This window comes from Ktedonobacterales bacterium (genome assembly GCA_036557285.1).
In the GTDB taxonomy this organism is placed as follows: domain Bacteria; phylum Chloroflexota; class Ktedonobacteria; order Ktedonobacterales; family DATBGS01; genus DATBHW01.
Genome location: DATBHW010000040.1, coordinates 147,825 through 169,377, shown reverse-complemented (window position 1 = coordinate 169,377; position 21,553 = coordinate 147,825). Strand labels below are relative to the sequence as shown.

At 58.1% G+C, this 21,553-nt stretch carries 17 protein-coding genes; 2 read left to right on the top strand and 15 right to left on the bottom strand.

Annotated features, from left to right (window positions below; genetic code table 11):
* Positions 1-3: 3 nt before the first annotated feature.
* Positions 4-786 (bottom strand): NUDIX hydrolase, encoded by a 783-nt coding sequence (locus VH599_11700; GenBank protein HEY7348965.1) that lies wholly within the window; start codon positions 784-786, stop codon positions 4-6.
* Positions 787-970: 184 nt separating this feature from the next.
* On the opposite strand from VH599_11700, the gene VH599_11695 reads away from it, so the two are divergent.
* A complete protein-coding gene (locus VH599_11695) occupies positions 971-1,741 on the top strand; it encodes a glucose 1-dehydrogenase (GenBank protein HEY7348964.1) in 771 nt (256 codons plus the stop codon).
* Between the two features lie 42 nt (positions 1,742-1,783).
* On the opposite strand, the gene VH599_11690 is transcribed toward VH599_11695, so the two are convergent.
* The 4 genes from VH599_11690 to VH599_11675 form a co-directional block, all read right to left on the bottom strand.
* A complete protein-coding gene (locus tag VH599_11690) occupies positions 1,784-3,403 on the bottom strand; it encodes an ABC transporter ATP-binding protein (protein HEY7348963.1) in 1,620 nt (539 codons plus the stop codon).
* A gap of 29 nt (positions 3,404-3,432) precedes the next feature.
* Complete coding sequence (locus VH599_11685; GenBank protein HEY7348962.1) at positions 3,433-4,413, bottom strand: ABC transporter permease; 981 nt, start codon at positions 4,411-4,413, stop codon at positions 3,433-3,435.
* Positions 4,414-4,425: 12 nt separating this feature from the next.
* Complete coding sequence (locus VH599_11680; GenBank protein ID HEY7348961.1) at positions 4,426-6,102, bottom strand: ABC transporter permease; 1,677 nt, start codon at positions 6,100-6,102, stop codon at positions 4,426-4,428.
* A gap of 246 nt (positions 6,103-6,348) precedes the next feature.
* Positions 6,349-7,446, bottom strand: a complete 1,098-nt coding sequence (locus tag VH599_11675; GenBank protein HEY7348960.1) for a BMP family ABC transporter substrate-binding protein — start codon at positions 7,444-7,446, stop codon at positions 6,349-6,351.
* 509 nt (positions 7,447-7,955) lie between these two features.
* Here VH599_11675 and VH599_11670 point away from each other — a divergent pair.
* Positions 7,956-8,975 carry a hypothetical protein gene (locus VH599_11670; GenBank protein HEY7348959.1) on the top strand — a complete coding sequence of 340 codons (1,020 nt, stop codon included), beginning with the start codon at positions 7,956-7,958 and terminating at the stop codon, positions 8,973-8,975.
* A 32-nt stretch (positions 8,976-9,007) separates the two neighbouring features.
* Here the strand turns inward: VH599_11670 and VH599_11665 are convergent, their stop codons facing one another.
* The 10 genes from VH599_11665 to VH599_11620 all read right to left on the bottom strand — a co-directional run bounded on the left by VH599_11665 (position 9,008) and on the right by VH599_11620 (position 21,461).
* On the bottom strand, positions 9,008-9,625 hold the full coding sequence (locus VH599_11665; protein HEY7348958.1) for a PD-(D/E)XK nuclease family protein: 618 nt from the start codon (positions 9,623-9,625) through the stop codon (positions 9,008-9,010).
* Between the two features lie 14 nt (positions 9,626-9,639).
* Positions 9,640-10,020 (bottom strand): hypothetical protein, encoded by a 381-nt coding sequence (locus VH599_11660; GenBank protein ID HEY7348957.1) that lies wholly within the window; start codon positions 10,018-10,020, stop codon positions 9,640-9,642.
* 17 nt (positions 10,021-10,037) lie between these two features.
* Positions 10,038-11,786, bottom strand: a complete 1,749-nt coding sequence (locus VH599_11655; GenBank protein HEY7348956.1) for a helix-turn-helix domain-containing protein — start codon at positions 11,784-11,786, stop codon at positions 10,038-10,040.
* Positions 11,787-12,021: 235 nt separating this feature from the next.
* On the bottom strand, positions 12,022-12,852 hold the full coding sequence (locus tag VH599_11650) for a tetratricopeptide repeat protein (GenBank protein ID HEY7348955.1): 831 nt from the start codon (positions 12,850-12,852) through the stop codon (positions 12,022-12,024).
* Positions 12,853-13,016: 164 nt separating this feature from the next.
* Complete coding sequence (miaB, locus tag VH599_11645; GenBank protein ID HEY7348954.1) at positions 13,017-14,465, bottom strand: tRNA (N6-isopentenyl adenosine(37)-C2)-methylthiotransferase MiaB; 1,449 nt, start codon at positions 14,463-14,465, stop codon at positions 13,017-13,019.
* Positions 14,466-14,480: 15 nt separating this feature from the next.
* Positions 14,481-15,380: an ATP-dependent sacrificial sulfur transferase LarE gene (gene larE, locus VH599_11640; GenBank protein HEY7348953.1), complete on the bottom strand. Its 900-nt coding sequence runs from the start codon at positions 15,378-15,380 to the stop codon at positions 14,481-14,483.
* 376 nt (positions 15,381-15,756) lie between these two features.
* A complete protein-coding gene (locus VH599_11635) occupies positions 15,757-16,512 on the bottom strand; it encodes a CehA/McbA family metallohydrolase (GenBank protein HEY7348952.1) in 756 nt (251 codons plus the stop codon).
* A 41-nt stretch (positions 16,513-16,553) separates the two neighbouring features.
* Positions 16,554-17,798: a serine/threonine-protein kinase gene (locus VH599_11630; protein ID HEY7348951.1), complete on the bottom strand. Its 1,245-nt coding sequence runs from the start codon at positions 17,796-17,798 to the stop codon at positions 16,554-16,556.
* Between the two features lie 238 nt (positions 17,799-18,036).
* The gene (locus VH599_11625) at positions 18,037-20,019 is read right to left on the bottom strand and encodes an FHA domain-containing protein (protein ID HEY7348950.1); all 1,983 of its coding nucleotides are present in this window, start codon (positions 20,017-20,019) and stop codon (positions 18,037-18,039) included.
* Between the two features lie 143 nt (positions 20,020-20,162).
* Positions 20,163-21,461, bottom strand: coding sequence for an FHA domain-containing serine/threonine-protein kinase (locus VH599_11620; GenBank protein HEY7348949.1), 1,299 nt, complete (start codon positions 21,459-21,461; stop codon positions 20,163-20,165).
* Positions 21,462-21,553: the final 92 nt, after the last annotated feature.

Sequence of the window (21,553 nt, the reverse complement as noted above, 5' to 3'; positions counted from 1 at the left end):
CCCTTATGCCTCCATCTCATCATAACCCGGCTCACCAGGGAGGCGAATAACGATATTACCATCGCGCAGTGTGGCGCGTGGGAGAATCACCGGAATGGACTGATTGCGCAGCCGCGCCTCCGCATCGGCAATACTGGTAAACACGCCCAGAGCGCGTAATTGATGGATGGTCGCAAAGACCAACGGAAAGGTTCCCTGCTTATATTGCGCCAGCGCCTCGCCTGGGGCAATCCAGGTTCCGGCAGTTGTTTCCAGTTGGTCATGCGCGGCCTGCTGCTCTTCAGGCGCGGCGGCGATAAAGAAAAAGGTGTCAAAGCGTTTCGGCAGCGCGCCAGGCGTAATCCAATGAGCAAAATAGGTGAGGCGGTCTGTCGCCAGCGTCAACCCCTCCCCCTGGGCAACAGCGGCCAGCGTCGTCTCGTTCTGTTGCAGATGGCGGCGATGCTCGGCAAATCGCGCAGCATGGCCGCTGGAAATCGCCAGAATGCGACCATCCTGCCCGGCAAGCAGCACCCCTGCTTCCTCAAAAAGCTCGCGGATCGCAGCAGCGCGCAGCCCAGGGCCAAGCGCGGTTTCCCCCAGGTGATCGCCGCCTGGGGAAATACACAGATCGGATAGAGTCTCAGCTTCGCGGTCTCCGGGCTTGACCGAGCCGCCCGGAAAGACATAGACATCTGGAACAAACTCGCTGCGAACGTGTCGCCGCACCATAAACGTCTCGATGCCGCCTTGCTGGCGATCCCGCAGTAAGACAATCGCAGCGGCTGGACGTGGTTCTACAGACATGAAAGCTCCTATTTCGTCTGGTATTTTCGTCTGGGTATCTGCTCATGGGCAGCTAGCGGGTAGAGAGTCTGGTTCGGAGATACGACCATGCTTCACAAAGAAAGTATACTACAATGAAACAGAAAGAAGCTGAAACCGAAGCCAGAACAAAAACGACGCTTATTTCCGCAGGAGGAGATTACAGATGGACTTAGGACTTCAAGGAAAGGTGGTCCTTGTAACCGGCGCGAGTCGCGGTATCGGGCGAGCTATCGCCAATGCCTTTGCGAGCGAGGGCTGCCATCTCGCCATTGCCGCGCGTGGACAGGAGGCGTTGGAGAACACCGCCGAGGAGCTGCGCGCACAGGGCGTGCAGGCGCTGGGCGTGCCGGTTGATCTCACCAGATCAGAAGACTGTAAGCGTCTGGTCGATCAAACGCTTCAGCGTTTCAGACGGATTGATGTCCTCGTCCAGAATGCAGGTGGCGCCGTTGGGGCAGGCTTTCTGGAGACCACCGACGAGCAATGGGAGCAAGCCGTCAACCTGAATATCATGGCAACCACGCGGCTCTGTCGTCTGGTCATTCCACGAATGCGCGAGCAGGGCGGTGGCAGTATCATTACCATTTCATCTATTTATGGCCGAGAAGCCGGAGGCCGGGTGGTCTACAATACCACCAAAGCAGCGGCCATCAGCCTCACCAAAGCACTGGCCCGCGAATTTGCCCGCGACCATATCCGCATCAACAGCGTCGCGCCCGGTTCGGTCATGTTCCCAGGAAGCTCCTGGCACCGGCGGCAGAAAGCCGACCCCGCGGCCATCGCGGCGTTTGTGAACGATGAGCTTCCGCTGGGTCGCTTTGGCCGACCCGAAGAGATTGCCAGCGTCGTGGTCTTCCTCGCCTCTGACCGCTCCAGTCTGGTTGATGGGGCTTGCCTCAACGTTGATGGCGGACAATCGCGCTCCAATATCTAGCTACCGCAGACAGCGAATCGGCTGCTTGCGGTAGCCGCAGGCTCAGCTTTCGGCCTCTATCTGCTGGGATGAAGCGCCCGCCTGTTTGGATACCTCTGCGCCCACCTGCTGCGCTTCAGCGCCCGCCATAAGCAGCCCCAGGCGCTCCTCAGAAACTTCTGGAGACTCTACCCCCACGATATGTCCTTCATACATCACCGCAATGCGATCAGAGAGCGAGCGGATTTCATCCAGTTCAGCCGAGACCAGCAAGATCGCTACTCCAGCATCGCGCTGGGCGACCAGCCGACGATGAATAAACTCAATGGCCCCGATATCTACGCCGCGCGTTGGCTGCGAGGCCACAAGCACCTTCGGCTCAGAAGACATTTCGCGCGCGACAATAATTTTCTGCTGATTGCCGCCAGAAAGCGCCTTCACCAGGGTTGTCGGCCCAGGCGCGCGAATATCAAATTCGCGGATCAGCCGAACGGCCCAGCTCACGATCTGCTTGAAGCGCAGCAGAATACCATTGATCGAGAAGAGGGTCCAACGCTGGCGGCCCAGAATCAAATTATTGTCGATGCTGTAGCCCAGGACCAGCCCACTCCCCCGTCGGTCTTCGGGGATATGAGCCAGCCCGGCCCGGCGTACCTGCCTGGCGCTGAGATTCGTCACATCCCGATCTCCCAACTCGACCTTGCCACCTGTTGCCCGCCGCAGCCCGGTAATCACCTCCACCAGTTCCGATTGCCCATTGCCTTCGACGCCCGCAATCCCCAGAATCTCCCCCGCGCGCACGTCAAAGGAGACGCCGCGCAAAGCCGCCAGGCCGCGCTCAGAATCCGCCGTAATATTTTCAACGCGCAGCAGCACCTCGCCAGGCTTTGCAGGCGGCTTATCAACCCGCAGCAGCACATCGCGCCCAACCATCAGACGCGCAATCTCTTCTTGCGAGGTCTCACGCGTAATCAGGTTGCCCACCACCTTCCCGCGCCGCAGCACCGTCACGCGATCCGACAATTCCAGCACTTCGCGGAGCTTATGGGTAATAAAGATAATCGTCTTGCCTTGCGCCACCAACCCCCGCAGCACAGCGAAGAGTTCATGGGTTTCCTGGGGTGTCAGCACGCCAGTAGGCTCATCCATAATCAGAAGGCGTGCGCCACGATAGAGTACCTTGAGGATTTCGACGCGCTGCTGCTGGCCCACCGAAAGCTGGCCGGTAATGGCGCCAGGATCGACATGCAGCCCATATTGTCTGGTCAACTCGTCAATGCGATGAAGCGTCTCTTGCTGGCGATAGGGGCTGTAGACGCCGCCAGGTTCATAGCCCAGCACAATATTCTCCGCCACCGTCAGGGGTGGGATGAGCATGAAATGCTGATGCACCATCCCGATGCCCAGGCGAATCGCATCGCGTGGCCCGCTAATATGCGTCGGTTTCTCATCAATCAAGACTTCGCCGCTGGTTGGCTTGACGAGGCCATAGAGGATATTCATCAGCGTCGTTTTACCTGCGCCATTTTCCCCCACCAGGGCATGAATCTCCCCCTGGCGCACGCTGAAATTGACATCATCGTTGGCGATCACGCCCGGCCAGGCTTTATGGATATGGCGCATCTCAACAGCAAGCGGCGCCTCGCTCACATCCGACTTCTGAACCTCAGTAAGTTCCTGCATGCGATCTTCCTTTTCCTATTCGCCTTTTCCTATTCGCCGCCGGGTTCATAGGGAATGCCATCAGCGGCGGGCGCTGTAGCACGCCCAACTACACCAACCAGCGCCACGATGGTCAAGATATACGGGACCGTTGCCACCAATGAAGGCGAGTGCAGCGGTATATCCACGATGCCTACGCCAGTCGCGGGCAGCAAATTGACCCGGCTCTGGAGCGCCTCGCCCAGACCAAAGATGAGGCAGGCGAGCGCCGTATTCCAGGGCTTCCACTTGCCAAAGATCATGGCTGCCAGGGCGATAAAACCAGCCCCGCTGGTAAGATTCGGGTTAAAGATCTGATCCACACCCAGCGCCAAAAACGCGCCAGCCAGCCCTGAGAGCAGCCCGCTCGTAATCACGCACCAATACCGAATCACCCGCACGTTAATGCCAGCCGTATCCGCCGCCTGGGGGTGTTCCCCTACTGAGCGAATGCGCAGCCCGACGTTCGTATGGAAGAGGACGTACTGCATCGCCAGCAGCACGGCGATAGCGATATAAAAGACGACATTCTGTTGCAGGAAGGCCGGCCCGATAAAGGGGATATGGCTCAAGCCCGGAATGTCGAGGTAGGGCAGCGTCAACTGCGCGGGCAAAGTTGAAACGCCGTTCCCATTCGTAAAAAGGGGCAGGAGAAAACCCGTCAGCCCCAGCGCAGCAATATTAATGGCAACGCCGCTGACAATCTGGTCCGCCTTAAACTGAATGGAGAAGAAGGCATGAACCAGCGCCATAAGCCCGCCAGTGAGGATCGCCACCAGCACGGCAACAACGACATTGTGCGTACTCAGCACCAGAATGGCGGAAAAGAAAGCGCCAGTGAGCATCATCCCTTCCATCGCAATATTCACCACGCCGCTGCGCTCCGAAATCACGCCGCCCAGCGCGGGCAATAAGAGCAAGGCCCCAAATTGCAAGGCTGGACGCCAGAGGTTATCAGAAATGATGAGTTGAAAAAGCTGAGATAAAAACATGTTTTTCCCTCCTTACAATATTGAACCCGCTGCATCATCGTCCGCAGCCTCTGGCGCAGTTTCCGGTACAACTGCCGCTACTGTGCTGGCGAGCGCCTCTGTCGTGGGAAAGGCTTCAATCAAGAGCGGAGGGCTGCTGCCTTGTCTCAGGCGGTTTTTCATCACTCGAAGGCCAACAGCAAGTAAGAGAAGAAGAATACCAGCAATATAAAAGACTAATAAGAAGGCAAAGAGCGGGTCGGGATCAACGCTCTGAATCGCGCTCACCGGGGCAGTAAGCGGCACAACAGGCTGCAACGAAATCAAGGAGACGATGAAATAGCCCAGCAGAGCCAGGGTGGCAACGACATCAACCAGGACGAACAGTCCAAGGATGATCGCTGGCAGCCGCTCCATTGATGAGCGCATCCCCGTCATTACGCTGGCAAACAAACGTACAAGCGCGGCGCGAAACTGCGGGATGATCTGCCCGGCGATGACAAAGAGAACCAGCGCCTGAAACGAGAATTGAATCAATTCCACATGGACCGCGTAGTTCGATGGCAACGACGGAACAGCATTGCTCGCCAGCCGTGTGGTGTCAGCCTGCATCAGGCTTGCTCCCTGGGTAAGCGCCGCGAACAGAAACCCCGCCAGCAGCACGCCGATTGGCCCATTCAGACCAAGCAGCGCCACGGAGATGGCATCGAAACCCGTCGGGTCAGTTGCAAATGTGGTGTCGTTGATCGTATGCGTCAGATCAGGCCCCATCACCATCAACGCGCCGGCAACGCCAGCAAAAGCCCCAGCAATCAGCATCGTCACGGTGATATTGCGGCGGACGTTAATGCCCGCATAGCGTGCCGCTTTCTGGCTCTGCCCAACCGCGCGAATCTCATATCCCAGTGTCGTGCGGCTCATCACAAACCAGTAGATCACCACCCCGGCCAGGGCCACGAACAGCCCCAGATTGACCAGATAGCTCTCCTCGTTCGCAATCGTCCCAGGGAGAATCCGGTTGACTATTTGTGAGAGCAATGGCAGCGACGCATTCGGCCCCAGCGGCATAGACGCAGGCTGGAAGTCTACCCTGATGCGCCCGATCCCAGGCAGACAATTATTCGTACACTCGACAAGATAGGCGCTGAGATAATATGCCACGAAATTCAGCATAATCGTGGTCACAACTTCGTGCGCGCCACGCCAGGCTTTGAGAATCCCCACAATCCCGCCCCAGATGGCCCCGCCAACCAAACCCGCCAGCAAGATCAGCGGCATCAGCACCCATCCAGGCGCCGCAGCGAATTTCAGGCCCACGATGACGCCCAGTGTCCCACCCATAGCGATCTGTCCCCCCGCGCCAATATTGAATAAGCCAGCGCGAAAGGCGATTGCTACCGAAAACCCCGCCAGCACAAGTGGAGTCATCTTATCCAGAGTATTAGCAATATTCACCGGACCGCCAGCAGCGCCCCCAAGGAGCAAGCTATAGGCGCTGGAGGTGATATAAAAGCGATCTGCGATGCCAAGTCCGGCAGGCGCCGTAATCATAATGAGGAGACTGCCTGTCAGGGTCATCATAAGAATGCCAACCAGAACCGCGCTCAGCGGTGGGGTCACTCGCAGCGCCCATTGGCGGGCGCGTTCGCCTAATCCGACAGCGGGAAGTTCCTGGTTGTCTGCTGGCCGCTCAAGAGTGGGCGCTGCCATGACATCCTCCTCAAAAACCAGATAATTCATCTACGTAGCAGGGGAAAACCAGGCGATGCGCTGGAAGCTGCGCTTCCTATCATGGTGTGTATAGCAAAGAGACATCAATGTAGATGGCTGCTGTTTGCAGACAGGTGGGCCGCTTTGCAGTGGCCCACCTGTCTGTCGGTTGAGATCAGGCTATCGCCATCTCCTGATCTCCCTCGTTCCCTTCTCTGCCTTGCGGCTTAATCAGGCCACAAAGGCTTAACTAGAAGCGCAGCTTGCAGCCGGAGCGCAGCTCGTGGGAATAGTAATTGAGCCATCCTTGATCTTCTGGACGTACTGGTCCACCACTGGCTGCACATTCGATGGGACTGCGCTGCTCAGCGGCGAGGCGATCACGCCGTTATTGCTCAGATCGAACTGGTTGTAACTGAGCGGATCGCTCGGATACTGGTCTTCCTCGGTCTGGTTGATAATGGTTTCCACGGCCACATCTACGCGCTTCTGGGCGCTGGTGATGATGCTGGCTGGGTGCAGATAGCCCTGATCGCTGTCAACGCCAATGCCATACACGCCGTCGGTATCCGCTGCGTTCAACGCGCCGATGCCGCAGTTACCCGCCACCTGGAAGATGATGTCCGCCTTCTTCTGCTTGATCATCGCGTCTGCCGGGTCCGCGCACTTCGACGGATCGGTGAAGTTATTGGAGTAGGAAACGATGACCTTCACATTCGGGTTCACCTGCGTGGCGCAGTATTTATATCCCGCAATGTAGCGCTCCACCGCCGGAACAGGGATGCCGCCAACCGCGCCAATCGTTGACGCGCCCAGCAGCTTGGGCGCCGCGGATGGTCCGTCCAGTTCCATCTGGCCGGCTACCACGCCCACCAGACATCCGGGCTGCTGTTCCTTGAAGAGCAGCGGCACCACGTTCTTAATATTCGTGTCGCAGGTGCCGTTCGCGTCCACTGCCGCGCACGAATCAACCAGGGCAAACTTTTTGTTGGGGAACGTCTTGGCAACCTGATCGATGGCCTGCGCCATCAAAAAGCCGACACCAACGACCAGATCATTCGTCTGGGCCGCCGTCGTCAGGTTCTTGATGTAATCATTCTGGCTTTGCGTCTGAATGACTGAGTCCTTGAAGTGATACTTCGCTTCAGCCCTTTCATACCCATCATGAGCAAGTTGATTGAAGCCTCGGTCATTGATCTGACCAATGTCTGTCACCAGGCCCACTTGAAACTTGGGCGCCGTGGTGGTGGGGCCGCCAGGAGTGCTCCCACAGGCCGATAGCAACAGCAGCACAATGAGTGCAGGCGCCCCAAGTAGGGCCATTCTGAAACGAGATTTACCCATCTCTGCGCTTCTCCCTCTTGCCGGTCTACGTGTCTTTTTTGCTTGTAAGGATAAGGAGTATCGAGGTGGGGCATTCCTGCTGAGCCAGGAGTGTTCGTAGTATCAGGAAAGGATAGAAAACCGCGACCTGGCAGGATAAACACCCACCTGAGTTGATTTGGCTTCTTACCGGCGGCATTAGTATAGCAGGAAGCTCTTCCGAACGCAATAGCTGAGAGAGCAATTTCAATAACCTCTGCAAAAAGCCATCGAGCGACCAGAGGTCTCCCTTGCTTCTCGCCAGCGGCGACTCCACATGATACACTGATCATAAAGCATACTGCGGCCAGTTGTTCCTCGCAGTGGAACAAACAGCAATCAGCAGAGCAAGCGCCCTTGTATGCTCTTTACAAAGCTCGCCAACGCTTCTTGTCGGATTTGCATGCTTCATCATCGTGACCAGACAGAAAAGCGCCCAGGCAGCAAATAAATCATTGAGCAGCCCTTTCCCATACAGAGGGATCATCGCTATGAGCCAGGCATTTACCTTATCCGAGAACAGTTCCTACCCCTTCACCAAAGTCCTCTACAACGTCGCTGCTCTGCGGCGGTACGCGCAGCAGATCGCGCGCCTCAGCGCAGCAGCGTCCCCCAGCATCGAGATCATCACGCCAGCCGCCAGAGCCGCCACTGCGCCGCTCCTGATAGTATCGGCGTCATTTAATCCCCCTACCAGCGCGCACCTGGCGCTGGCAGAGGCCAGCCTGCAAGCCATCCCCCAGGCCAGCCTCTATCTGGCGCTGGGTACCACCATCATCAACAAAGAGCAAACCGAACGCGCCACGCTTCTTGATCGCCTGCTGCTCCTCGATCAGATCGCCCGTCGCAACCGGCAGATAGGCGTCTTATTGATGAATCAGGGCCTTTATGTCGGGCAGGCAAAGGCCGCTCGCGCGGTGTTTCCAAAAGCCAGCGAGCTTGTTTTTGTCGTTGGGTACGATAAGATCGAGCAAATCTTCGATGCCCGCTACTATCAGGATAGGGATGCCGCGCTCCATGAACTGTTCTCGCTCGCCAGTTTTCTGGTCGCGCCGCGCGCCAGCCACGAAGCCGCCGATGTTGCGGCGTTGCTGCGCCAGCCCGGCAACCAGCAGTATCAGGCGTTCGTGCGCGTCCTCGCTTTTCCAGTGGCGTATCGAGAGGTTTCTTCCAGCCAGATTCGCGCAGCGTTTCAGGCCAATTCGGCTGATCTAAGCGTTTCCGCGCTCGCTGCCCTGCTTCCGCCAGAAGCCCTGGCTTTTGTTAACGAGACTGGCTGCTACTCGCCTCCACAGGAAATCGCGGGGGGCGAAACGATTGATCGCTATGCGCTTCGCACGACATTGATCGCTCGCCTGCTGGCTCTGCCAGAAACTGACCAGCAGCCCATTGCCCTCCAGAAGCTCTTTGAGCTTGCCGCCAGCACTACCCCTGAAGGTCGCCAGTTACGTCGCTGGTTAAGCCAGCCAGAGGAAGCCGTATCGCCCACCGATTTGCGCTCTTTCGGCTAAAGAGCGCGCCGCCAGCCTATCATGGTGTGGGGTTATTGACGCAGCCCAATCGGGCAAATGGGCTGGAAAGGGCAGGCATGGCACTTACTGGGAAGCTGATGCGTCAGCGTGGGCGGGTGCTGCTCATCGCAGTGTTCCATCTCCGCCAGCCGCCGCGCCACTTTGCGCTTCAGCGCCTCGCTGTACTGGATAGTAAAATCTTTGTTGGCATAGCGCAGCACCCCATAGGTGGGAGGCCGGTCATAAAGGTCTTCGAGAATCACGAAATACGCCGCCAACTGCATCACATGATGGCGCTGGGCCTCTTCGCTTTCTATAGTAAGCTTGAGTTCAACCGGAATGGGCATCCCCTCTGGCGAGAGGATAACATAATCGGGTTTGCCAGAGAGCGGATAGCTGGTTGCCAGCAGCGGCTCACCTGTGCCATCAACGCCCTGATAGACAATTCTGCCCTCCGGCAACTGCTGGGCAGCCTTGCGCTCCTGTCGGGCAGGGCGAGGCTGCCGCCGACGAGCGCGGTGTTCATTGAGCAGCAAGATCAGCAGAGCCGCCACCACCACAGCGGCCAGGCAGATCAAGGTCACGCCTACCGGACCGGCTGCCCTATGCGCCGCCCCCAGCGCACCCGATGAGAGGGCCTGATGAAGCATGAAAAGCTCCAGCATTATTGCAGCCATAGCAACAATCCAAGGCCAAGCAGTACGAGCGTCAGCACGACTAACCCGGCAACGATCACCATAAAGATGCGTGGCACTGGCGTTACCACCGCGCTTTTATCAGCCTGATTTGCCTGGCGCTCTGCCCTGCGCTGTTCTCGCCCCTGGGCAAACAGGTTCGCTCGTTCGATAAGCCGCTCAATCACCTGATATTCAGGCAACGCGGGCGCAGAGGACTCATACTCATCCTCCAACTCTTTCAGGCGCTGCGTCAATTCTTCTTCATCGGCCTGGGCTAGCTCGCTGACCTCTTCATACCACCAGGCCAGCGGGCAGTATTCAAACTGCGCCAGATCGCTCGCCGAAAAAATACGCCGCTGTTCCATCATGTATATCTCCTCAGCCTTCAAGAAGAAAACGTATGGCGCATCTTGAGCGCGACCTGCAACGAGAGTCGCGTATCGGCATCCTCCAGGTCAATCTGTAAGACCTCTTGAATGCGCTCCAACCGATAGAGCAGCGAATTGCGGTGAAGGTGCAGCCGCCGCGCCGCTTCGCTGAGGTTGCCGTTGCAGGCAAAATAGGTCTCCAGGGTTTCAACCAGTTCATTGTCTGTGCGGCGATCATACTCCAGCAGCGGGCCAAGCGCCTCTTCATAAAACGCATGCACATCTTCGGCCTCATCCAGATGAAAGAGGAGCCGATAGATACCCAATTCGCCAAAGTAGGTGACAGGCTGCCCGGAGAAAAGACGCCGCCCAATCATCAACGCCTGGCGGGCCTCCTGATAGCTGCGGGGAAGTTCTTCAGGACTCAGCGCCTGCCGTCCCACCCCGATGCCCAAGCCCTCCTGGGCGCGCCAGGGTTCCAGTCGAGACACTAGTTCATGCAACCGGCCCTTGAAACGCGACAACATGCCACTCTGCCCGCGCTCTTCCTCAAGAGGAACAAGTAAGACCAATTCAGAGGAACGCATCTGCGCCCAAACGCCCGGAAAAAAGTACTCGGCTTCGGCCATCATGCGGCGCGCCCAGAGCGGAATATCCGGGGATTCACCCTGAGCCTGCTCATCCTGCGGCGCTGATCGGCGGGCAGCAGCCACCAGCGCCAGCGATGAGCCGCTCAGATCATGACCAAGCTGCCTGGCCCGCGCCAGCGCCTGCCGATAATCGCCCGCAGTCCCCGTCAACAGTTCATCAAACACATCCCCATGTAGCCGCTGCTGCACCTCCGCCAACTCCTCCACACGCGCCAGCTCAAGCGCAATCAGTGGAGCAATTTGCGCGAGAATCAGGCGATCCAGGGCATCAACCTGCGGGGAGAGAGCCACCAGCGAGAAGTAGCCTGCAACGCCGTGATGGAGGCGAATCGGCGTGACCAGTCTTGACAGACCAGACCCGCCAAAATCCTGACGCTCAATCAGCGGGTGCAAGCCGCGCTGGTTCGGTCCATCAAGCGGAGCCACAGGATGGCCGGGAAAGAGGGATTGCGCCGGATGCACCGTAATCAGCCGCTCAAGCTCTTCTAGATTCGCCCACTCAAGGTCAGGCGGGAAGACAGCGTGGAGCAGCCCGCCAGCGGCATCTTCCAAAAGCGCAAGTTTATGCAGGGAGAGCGCCAACCGCTCGATCATCTCGCGCACCCCGGCGCGCCGCAGGCTCAGCGCCAGCAACTCCTGATAGACCTCATCGGCTCGCTGCTCGATACCCCCGCGATGATTGACGACAAAAGCAATAATATCGCGCTCAATATCCGTCAGTGGCGGCTGGCGCGGCAGAGCGATCAAAGGCAGCGAGCGTTCATTGGCAAGCGTAATCGCCTGCTGCGCGTCATCCGAGAGATGCTGCTCCTCCAGGCCAGCAATTGCCACAGCCGCCACAGCCGCCTCATCCAGACTCAGTACGACTTTCGCCAGCGTGAGCGAGCCGTCCACTTCCTGCAACGCGCTCAGGGTAGAGAGCGAGAGCAAGGCAACCTCGCCTCCCCGCAGCGCCTCAAAGGCGGGATGGCGTGTGTGCATGGTCGCTGCCCAGCTTACCTGGCGTTGCAGGCCACCTGCGCCACCGAGCAGCTTTGCCGTTGATGGGAAAACACTCGCCAGGAGGTTACTCACGCTCACCATAGAAGCCAGATTCCTGACAACAGCATATGCCACATGACCGCTTTCTCCTCGTTCATGTGGCATGCGAACAGAGATTTTACATTCTACTTCAAAGAACGCAGCACCGTGAAATGAAGACTGGAAACGCCACCGGCTCTCTAACGGCGCGGCAAACTGCCAGATGAGGTGCGCTGCTGCTGCTTCAGCTTTTCTTCATACTTCTTGCGCTTTACACGATGTTTTTTCCAGGCCACACGCTTGGTCTTGTTCATGAGTCCGCTCTCCTGCTTTATTCCATATCACCGGTATCGGTTTCTTCAAAATCGATCTCCGGGATGTCTTCGGGTTCCTTGTCGCCTTCCCCGCTGTAGTCGCCGTCCTCCCCAAAGTCCTCATCATCATCACGATCATAACGCAAGACGCTATCCTTGATGTAGGGACGGATGGTCTCGCCGGTCCCCTGGGCTGGGAAGCTCACTCGCCCAAGCATATTGGGATGCTGATAGATTTCCCGTACAATGATCCGCACCTGGCGCTCGGTCAGGTCCGTAATCGCGGCAGCATATTGATTGCCACCCTCCATAAAGTTGATCAGACGATTTGCTAATCGAGGCTCAACCTGCCCGATGTCCTCGCCGCGCGCGTTGCGCACATAGAGTGTACGCCCATCAACATGGAAATAGACCTGATCCCCCGAAGTCAATTTCGCCAACACTTCAGGTGGGGCAATGTTCACCAGCCGGGAAAAGCCGGTTTTGCCCGTTTCCTCGATAAACAGCCGGGGATCAATCCGCTCAGTCGCCCCCGATGGGACATGGTCGTCAACTTCATTGCTCAGGTGCGAGAGGCGTTCCAGATTCTTGCGCGCAATCATGTTGGATGGATTAATCTCCAGCGCCTCCGCATACGCCTTTTTCGCCTCGGCATACTGCCCAAGTTCACTGAGAGCCTTCCCCAATCGATTCAGCGCCTCTGGGTCATGAGGAAACTGGCTCAGGAGCGTCCTGTTGGTCGCTACAGCCTCCTCCCAGTGGCTCTGCAAAGCAAGCTTAATCGCCTGCTCGATCAGTTGCTTACGCAGCCTGATCTTTTCCTCAGAGTGAAATTGCGCTTGGGTCATCCGAAGTGGCCCTCCTCCGATGGTATCCAGTTCATAGCAAGCTGGTAACGACTTGCCAATTCCAACCTCCCGTAACTTCCAGAGCCAGGCAACGTGTGTGCTTGTTAGCTTCTCTACGCTCAACAGAGCAGCATGGAGCCGCCTATGCTGAGGTAGTTTTGGTATTATACCGCGCCCACGCAACCTTGCAAGGACCACGCCGTCGCGCGTTCAATGTGGACAGGCACAATCTCTCCCTGCGCCAGGGCGGTCTGCCCATCCACTCGCGTATCGGGGAAAAAGACCAGCTTATTCGTGCGTGTTCGCCCCTTCCATTGGATAAGGCCATGCTGCTCAACCTGCTCCTCAAGCAAAATGCCCTCGACACGGCCCACATATGGCTCATTGAGTTCGCGCGCGATCCCCTCCTGCAACTCCTCCACCAGATGCAGGCGGCGCTTTTTCTCCGCCAGCGACACATCGTCTTCCCATTTATCCGCCAGCGTTCCAGGGCGCGTCGAATAGGCCGCCACATGCACCACATCGAAGCGTATTTCCGCCAGCAGGTCCAGCGTATGCTGAAACTCTTCAGCAGTCTCACCACAGAAGCCCACAATCACATCGGTTGACAGCGACACCTCCGGCCACCAGTCGCGCAGCTTCTTGATAAGCGTGCGATACTCCTCCAGGGTATAGCCGCGCCGCATCCGCTGCAACATCACATCATCGCCAGATTGCACCGGGATATTGACATGCTCGCAGACCTTGGGCAAAGCAGCCATCTGGCGAATCATCTTATCCGTCATATGCCTGGGATACGAGGTCATAAAGCGAATGCGCTCCAGGCCATCAATCTCGCTGAGTTCAGCCATCAGATCGCCCAAGTCGGCCTCCTGATCGGGCAAATCCAGCCCATACGCCTCAACCGTCTGCCCCAGCAGCGTTAGCTCGCGCGCGCCAGCGTCAACGAGATGCCGCGCCTCTTCCAGCAACTCCGAAAGTGGGCGGCTGCGCTCGCGCCCTCGCCGATAGGGTACGATACAGTAGGAGCAGACCTTATTACACCCTAGAATAACTGGCAGCCACGCTGTCGGTCCCTTGTTCGATGTAATCTGGAGCGGATAGTGCGCCTCGCGTTCGCCTGGGCGCATGGGCGCGGCCATAGGCAGAACCGTTAGCGTTCGGCTCAACTGCGTAGCGAAAGCAGGCTGCGCGCGCTCCATATCCACACAGCCATCGCCCGTCGCCAGCGGGGTCCAGCGATCTTCCAAAAACTGCGGCAAAACATCCGCGTGTTCGACCTTAAAGAAAAGGTCCACCATCGGGTAGCGCTGCTTGAGGCTATCTACCGTTTTTTGATTGCCGATCATGCAGCCCATCATCCCGACCAGTAGATCAGCGCGCTTCTTTTTGGCATGCCCCAACAATGAAAGTTGGCCGTGTGCGCGCTGCTCCGGAGCAGCGCGGACGCTGCACGTATTTAAGATGACCAGATTCGCCTGCTCCATCGAGGGCGCTTCTTCCCAGCCAAGCCCATCGAGAATGGTGGCAACGCGCTGCGAATCGGCCTGATTCATCTGGCAGCCAACCGTCCAGATATGGTATTTTCCTCGTGCGATGTTTGCCACGCTCATAACATCACCCTCTCATTATTCCTCTGATGAACGGCTGATTTTTAGCTCCCGCGCCGGACGCTTGCGATGTAGTTCGTTCATGCTGCCGGAACGATATCCCTGGAGGTCCAGGGTGACATACGCATACCCAATAGCCTTGAAGCCTTCAACAATTTGACGGTTGATCCCTTCCTCGATCAATCGTGGAAAATCAGTCCTGCTCACTTCAATGCGCGCAATGGTATCATGATGACGCACGCGCACCTGCCGAAAGCCGAGGGCGCGCAGCAGACGTTCGGCACGCCCCACTTTTTGCAGCGCCTCGATTGTGACCGGCGTCCCATAAGGGATACGCGAGGAGTAACAGGCGAGGGCGGGCTTATCCCACACCTGCACCCCCAAATACCGCGCAATGGCCCGAATCTCATCCTTCACCAGACCAGCCTCTTGCAGCGGCCCATGCACCCCAAACTCGCGGGCCGCGCGCTGCCCAGGGCGAAAGTCGCCCAGATCATCCTGGTTCAGACCATAGGCAATAACTCGCATCCCCAGTTCCCGCGCCAATGGAACCAGCCTGGTAAACAGTTCATGCTTGCAATGATAGCAGCGATCCAGGCCATTCGCCACATAGCGCTCGTTTTCCATCTCATGCGTCTCTATCTGCATGATACGAACGCCCATTGCCTCCGCATTGCGCAGCGCCTCAACAGTCTCCGCATCTTCATAAGCAGGTGAAGTAGCAATCACGCCCACCGCGCGCTCACCCAACACATCCGAGGCTACTTTCAGCAGCAGCGTGCTATCTACACCACCAGAATAGGCTACCAGCACCGACCCCAGATCGGCCAGAATAGCGCGCAAACGCTGATATTTCTGCGCAATCTCAGGTGGTAACGCTTCACGCGCCGCTGCATTAGTTGAAACCGCTGACATCATAGACTCCTGACCAAAAAGCTCGACCTATCTCTTGACTTTCCATTGTATCACGTAAACGCCGCGCTCGCTTCTATCCTGGCGAAGAGGGTTCCACCAAAAAGCGGGGCCACTTGTAGCGCCGCCTTCCAGGCGGCCAGCGACCAGCCGCCTGGAAGGCGGCGCTACAAGTAACACGTCTCGCTTGCCAACATCTCATGTTTGGCGGAACCCCTCATTCCAACATCTTCTTGAGTACTTGCAGACGCCACAGTGGCGACAATTCATCAGGATATGATAGAAGAGGGGTTCCAGGCAAGTATTACCGAAAGCGAAGACAAAGAGGCTTCTGGCTTCTGCGTAAGCCAGCAATCTGCGAGGATACCAGCACATAGCGTCACTATGGAGAGGCAGGCGCCCGCACCATGCGAGCAATCTTGCGTGGGGGATCGACGAACCAACTCCAGGCGCACTGGCCCGCCAGAGCGGCTATAGGAAGCCGCTCTGGCGGTTTTTCTTGCCCACCCGCGGCGGTCGTTTTCGCCTGCAGCGCCGCTTGAAACTCTTCCGCCGTCTTTCCGGCAAACGTAGTATAGCCGCTGCCGATATGCTGCCAGAAGTGCGCATCGCTGCCCCCCGTCTGGGCCAGCCCCCAGCCAACGTTCAGCTTCAACACCTCCTGGCGCTGCGAGCGATTGGCAGGCGAGGGATTATACACCTCAATCCCATCAAGAGCAAAACCGCGCTCCAGCAGTTCCTCGATCTTTCTGCGGTTCAAGCTGGGTACCAGACGGCCCATTGGATGAGGGATGATGATCAGCCCTCCTTGCGCCTTGATGGCATCAATGCTCCACTCCACCGAGCGCAGCATCTTGATCGGGCGCTGCACGAACAGCCCCAACAGATGCCCCTGGCGAGTCGTCACTTCAATCCCCGGAATGACGCCCAGCGAACTGCCTGACTTTTCCAGCAAATCGGCCACGCGCTTGAAGCCTTCGAGGTGGTCATGATCGGTAATGGCGATCACATCGAGCCGCCGCCGCTCTGCCTCGGCAATAACCCTGGCAGGGCTGGCTGTGCCGTCGCCCAGATTCGTGTGCATATGAATATCGGCCCTCCCCAGCAGTGCTGGGGCTTCCGGTCTTTCGTTCTCCACTGGAACTCCCTGGTTGGCCGCTTTCATCACCGGCGGCTTGTTTATAGGCGGGCAAGTTGGCGCCCGCAGCGTGTACAGAAATTGCGCCCCGGCAGGTTCTGCATACCACAGGCCGCGCAGGTGAGCATGACAGCGCCACTCTCTACGGATGTCCCTGGCAAGCGGTTGCCGCATTTGGTGCAAAACTTGCTGACTGGCGCATTTGGCGCCTGGCACACCTGGCAAATCTGCGCCCACGACCCTAACTTCGAGTAGCTTCCTGAGCGTCCCACCCCTGAAGGAGCGACGGTCACAGAACGCGGCTCAATCCCGCTCAAGCCCTGGCCGCAGCGCCGACAGAAGCGCATCTGTGGTTTGCTCATCGTGCCGCACTGTGGGCAAATCAGCACGGTGGTTTGCCGGACACCATTTGTTTCGCTGGTGAACTGCCCCACCATCTCTCCAGTTCCGCCGGTGCTGCTCCCACTGGCGGCATACTCCAAAGCCGTCGCCAGGTCCGTCGCGTGTTGAAAGCGCTGCGCGGGTTCTTTTGCCAATGCCCGCAGGATAACCGCCTGCACTGGCGCTGAGATGCGTGGGTTAAAGAGCGTGGGCGGCGGCACCGGCTCGTAAATATGGGCATGGGCCAGGGCAGTATAGTTATCGGCCTGAAACGGGGTACGCCCCGTCAGCATCTCATAAAGCATCACCCCCAGGGCATAGATGTCGCTGCGCGGCGAGACACCGCTCCCGCGACACTGCTCTGGCGACATATATTCGGGCGTACCCACCCCAGCCCCAGGGCGCGTCAGATGATGCTCGGCGCTTTCCATCACCTTAGCAATGCCAAAATCGCTCAGAACCGCCCGGCCATCCCCATCAAGCAGCACATTGACCGGCTTGACATCGCGGTGGATAATCGAACGCTCATGAGCATACTGGAGCGCCTCAGCAATCTGGCGGGCCACCGGCAAGGCTTCCACCAGTTCCATCAGATGATCCATCTGGTTCTTCAGAGTGCCGCCGCTCATATAGGCCATAACAATATACAGGCGGCCATCTTGCTCACCAGCATCATGCACCGTCACGATGCTGGGATGCGAAAGGCGAGCCATTGCCTGGGCTTCTAACTTGAAGCGATTGACAAAGTTGGGGTCGGCTGCGTAATAGCTCGGCAGCACCTTGATAGCAACTGTGCGGTCAAGATGTTCCTGATAGCCTTTATAGACGCGCGCCATCCCGCCCTGCCCCAGCGGCTCCTGAATGATGTAATGCCCGATCCGTGCGCCGATTAAATCATCCTTCAAGCGCAACCCTCATATGCTCTGGCCGCAGCCCCCAACGGCAAGACCGATAAGGGGTAGCCCATTAGCCTATCAACGAAACCAGCCGTATCGCCCATTGACCTCTATTATACAACACCTGTGCCGCAGCTTCCGTCAACAAAAGTGGCGTCCTCCAGCGCCTTATAGAAGCGAGGAGGCGCAGAGCGGTTGCTCTGCGCCTCCTCGTCGAAGGGGTGCTTTATGTGCTATAGGCCCGCTGCTAGCGGCGCACAAATGCCAGAATCGTCTGGCCGAGTTGAATCTCATCACCTTCCTGCAAGGCGCATTCGCTGACACGTTGGCCGTTGACGCTCGTACCATTGGCGCTGTTTTCATCGCGCAGGAGATAGCCGCCCATTTCATCACGATAAATCGTGGCGTGCAGTCGTGATACCGCCAGATCCTCCAGGAAAATATCGCTCTCGCGGCTGCGGCCAATGCTCACATGATCCTTGCGCATATCATAGGTCCGCCCTGGCTCTTTCCCCTGTCGCACCACGACAGAGGGGGTACGGGCCGCTGTACCCGTGTCTTTGCGCATCACCACCGTCTTATCAGCCGCGCCTTCGCTGCTTTCGGAGGTTTGCGGGGCATACGCCGTAGACTCAGGGTTCACTTTGTTGAGTTGGCGCATATCAGGTCCAGTTCGCTCTGGAGGAGGATTCACCTGCCCTGAAGGAGCCGCCATCTGTGGTCCAGGAGATTGCCAGGACGGCGTTTCGCGCTGCTCCCAACTCCCAGGTTGAGGCGCTGGTTTGGCAGTTGGTCCGTCAAAACCACGATTGCCCCACTCCCCGCCAGATGAGGAGGGCTGGCTCACCCCCCTGGCGCCTGCTGGCTCTATCGGACGACTGGAGCCTGGCCTGGAGTTTGGATCAGCCTGCCCCCATTCGCCTGCTGAGCCTGCCCCATCCCAGCCACCTCCAGAGGGACCACGAGCGGTTTGCTCCCGCGAAGCCCGCGAGGGGGCTTGATTGCCTGAGCCGCTCCTTGGGTCGGCTGGCTCTGGTTGGCCTGACCTCCAATCGGGCGCTTCCCAGGAAGGCTGCTCTCGCCTGGGTTCAACCTGCCAGGCTGACGCCTCGCGTTCGCCCCAGCCGTTCCCTGGCCCCTGACTCGGCTGCGATTGGTTTCCCAGGCCAGCCATACCCCCCTGACCACTTGGACGGCTGGCGCCTGGCTGCGCAGGTGAAGCCGCTTGCCCCCACCGATCAGGCGATTCCCCAGCGCCCCATCCGCCGTTTGCCTGGTCCCAACCTCCCTGGCCCCACTGCCCTTCGGCTTGGCTTGCGGGCGCTGCGCCTCCGCGTGGTCCTCCACGCGGAGCAAAGCCGTGATCTTCTGCCTGCCCCATCCCAGGGGCGCCTGCCCCTGACTGGTCACCCCATTGGTCCTGGCCTCGTCCACGCATGGGCGCGCCCTGCCCCCACTGATCGTTATCGCGGCCCAGCGGCTGAGATGTCGCAGCCCCCTGGCCCCATTGATCAGCGCCACGCCCCGTCGGGTAGGGCGCGCCTGCGCCCTGGCCCCACTGATCGCTATCGCGTCCTGTTGGATGAGAGGCTGATGCTCCCTGCCCCCATTGATCGTCAGCGCGCCCCATTGGGGGAGCGGCCCCCTGGCCCCACTGATTATTTTGCCCACCGGAAGGCGCCTGGCCTGCTCCCCAGGCCCACCCATCATTACCAGGCGATCCCATCTGGTCCTGGGCGCGCGAGTCTGGGCGCCCACGCCCCATTGCTGGTTCGGATGGTACCCATTCATCGGTCCCTACCCACTGGCCGCCTCGCGGCGCCGATTGGCCCTGGGCTTCCCACTGCGCATCCCGTTCCGCCGGACCCCAGCCTGCCTGGGCATCGCGGCCCCCAGGTCCACGCCTGCCGCTCATCTGCTGACGCGCGCCTCCCTGCTCCCAGGGCAGCATCTGATCGCGCGGATCGTACCCCTTGCCAGAGGGGCTGGCGTTCCCACGCGGCGCAGCCTCCCAATGCTCTTGCTCCTCATCTAATTCTGGAGCCATTTCGGCTTTCCTTGAGCCGCCACGCAGCACCATAATTAAGACAATCAAGACAGCAACGACAACAACAGCAGCAGCGCCCAGCAATACCGCAGGATTCTGAATTAAGGTACCAATATCTGCTGCTAGAACCGCAGCGCCTCCTGGCCTCCAGGCCAGCAAAAAGCCGAGGCTTCCCGATCCCATATCTGCTATCCCCCTCCGATGGTTTTACTCGCAAACACAGTCTATACAAACTTTGAAGTAAAGAACTACTAGTATCCCTCATCTCCCCCTGCATCGCTCGCCTGGAATCAAGACTTCAGGTGAGTGGGGAGCATCAGGTTTCCTCAATTATCGCGCAGGCTAAAGCGTATCTCAATATTGCCTGCCCGCAAAATATCGCCGTCATACAATTCACGCTCCTCATTTGGGCGCAGCGGCACCCCATTGAGCCGCGTCACATTGAGCGCCCGCAAATCCTCCACAAAGAATCGTCCATCATGTTGCAAAACACGGGCCTGACGCCGGGATACCATGCGATCAGTATCGAGCGTAGACAGATCAACCTCTGGATATATTTGCCGGTGAGGATCACTCCGCCCAATAATCGCCTGATTTCCCGTGAGGTAGACCACTTGCCCGGTAGACAGGAGCGTTAGCCTCGGTTTCTCCTTCCCCTGAGGGCCAGATGCCGGTTTCCCTTCACGCGGCGGAGAAGCAATAACAGGAGATGCCGACGCTTCAGGCATCTCTTCGGTGATACGGCTGCCTGCTGGACCAAATCCACTGGAGGCGGGAGCGCCAGACAGCCCCACAAGCTGCCTGAGCTCATCTAGCTCGTGGATAAAATCCGCAGGTGTCTGAAAGCGATTGGCGGGCGACTTTGCCATAGCCTTCTGAAAGAAGGCGTCAAAAGCAGCAGGCAAGTCGGAGACAAAACCGCAGGCAGAAGGGATCGGATTGCGCACATGTTTCACGACCACATCCACCGCGTTGGTCCCATCATAGGGTACCTGGCCGGTCAACATCTCAAACAAGACACAGGACAACGAATATAAATCCGAGCGAATATCCGCGTTACGGCTATCATCAGCCTGCTCCGGGGCCACATAATAGGGCGTCCCCATAAAGACGTTCGATCCTGTCAGCGTAACGGACTCCTGGGCGCGCGCCATCCCGAAATCGGTCAACTTAATGACATTTCTCGTGGTCACAAGAATATTCTGCGGCTTGATGTCACGATGCACCACTTTCTTCTGAGTATAAGCGGCGTTCAATCCTTCAGCCGCTTGCAAAGCCGCATCCAGCGCGCGCTGCGGCGCAAAAGGCGCATCGGCAATAATCTGTTCTTTCAACGTGGAGCCATCAATGTAGTCCATCACAATAAAATGGGCGTCATCATCGTCCCCATACTCCACCGGGCGCACAATATGTGGATCCGTCAGCACCATCAGGATCTGCGCTTCACGATGGAAACGCTCCAAAAACTCGCCCTGATTGGCAATCTCTGGCCGCAAGATTTTCACAGCATAGATACGATTGCTCCCCAGATCACGACTCACATAGACGGTCGCCATGCTCCCGCTGCCACGCACATCGATCAGTTTGTATTGACCATTCTTGCCCTTGATTGTGCGGCCCAGCATTGTGCGTCTCCCCCCAATCTCTCAAGTCTTATGCTCGCCCTATCGCCTCAACACGAGGAAGGTCTGTGATAGAGGTTCACTCGCGTTATTAT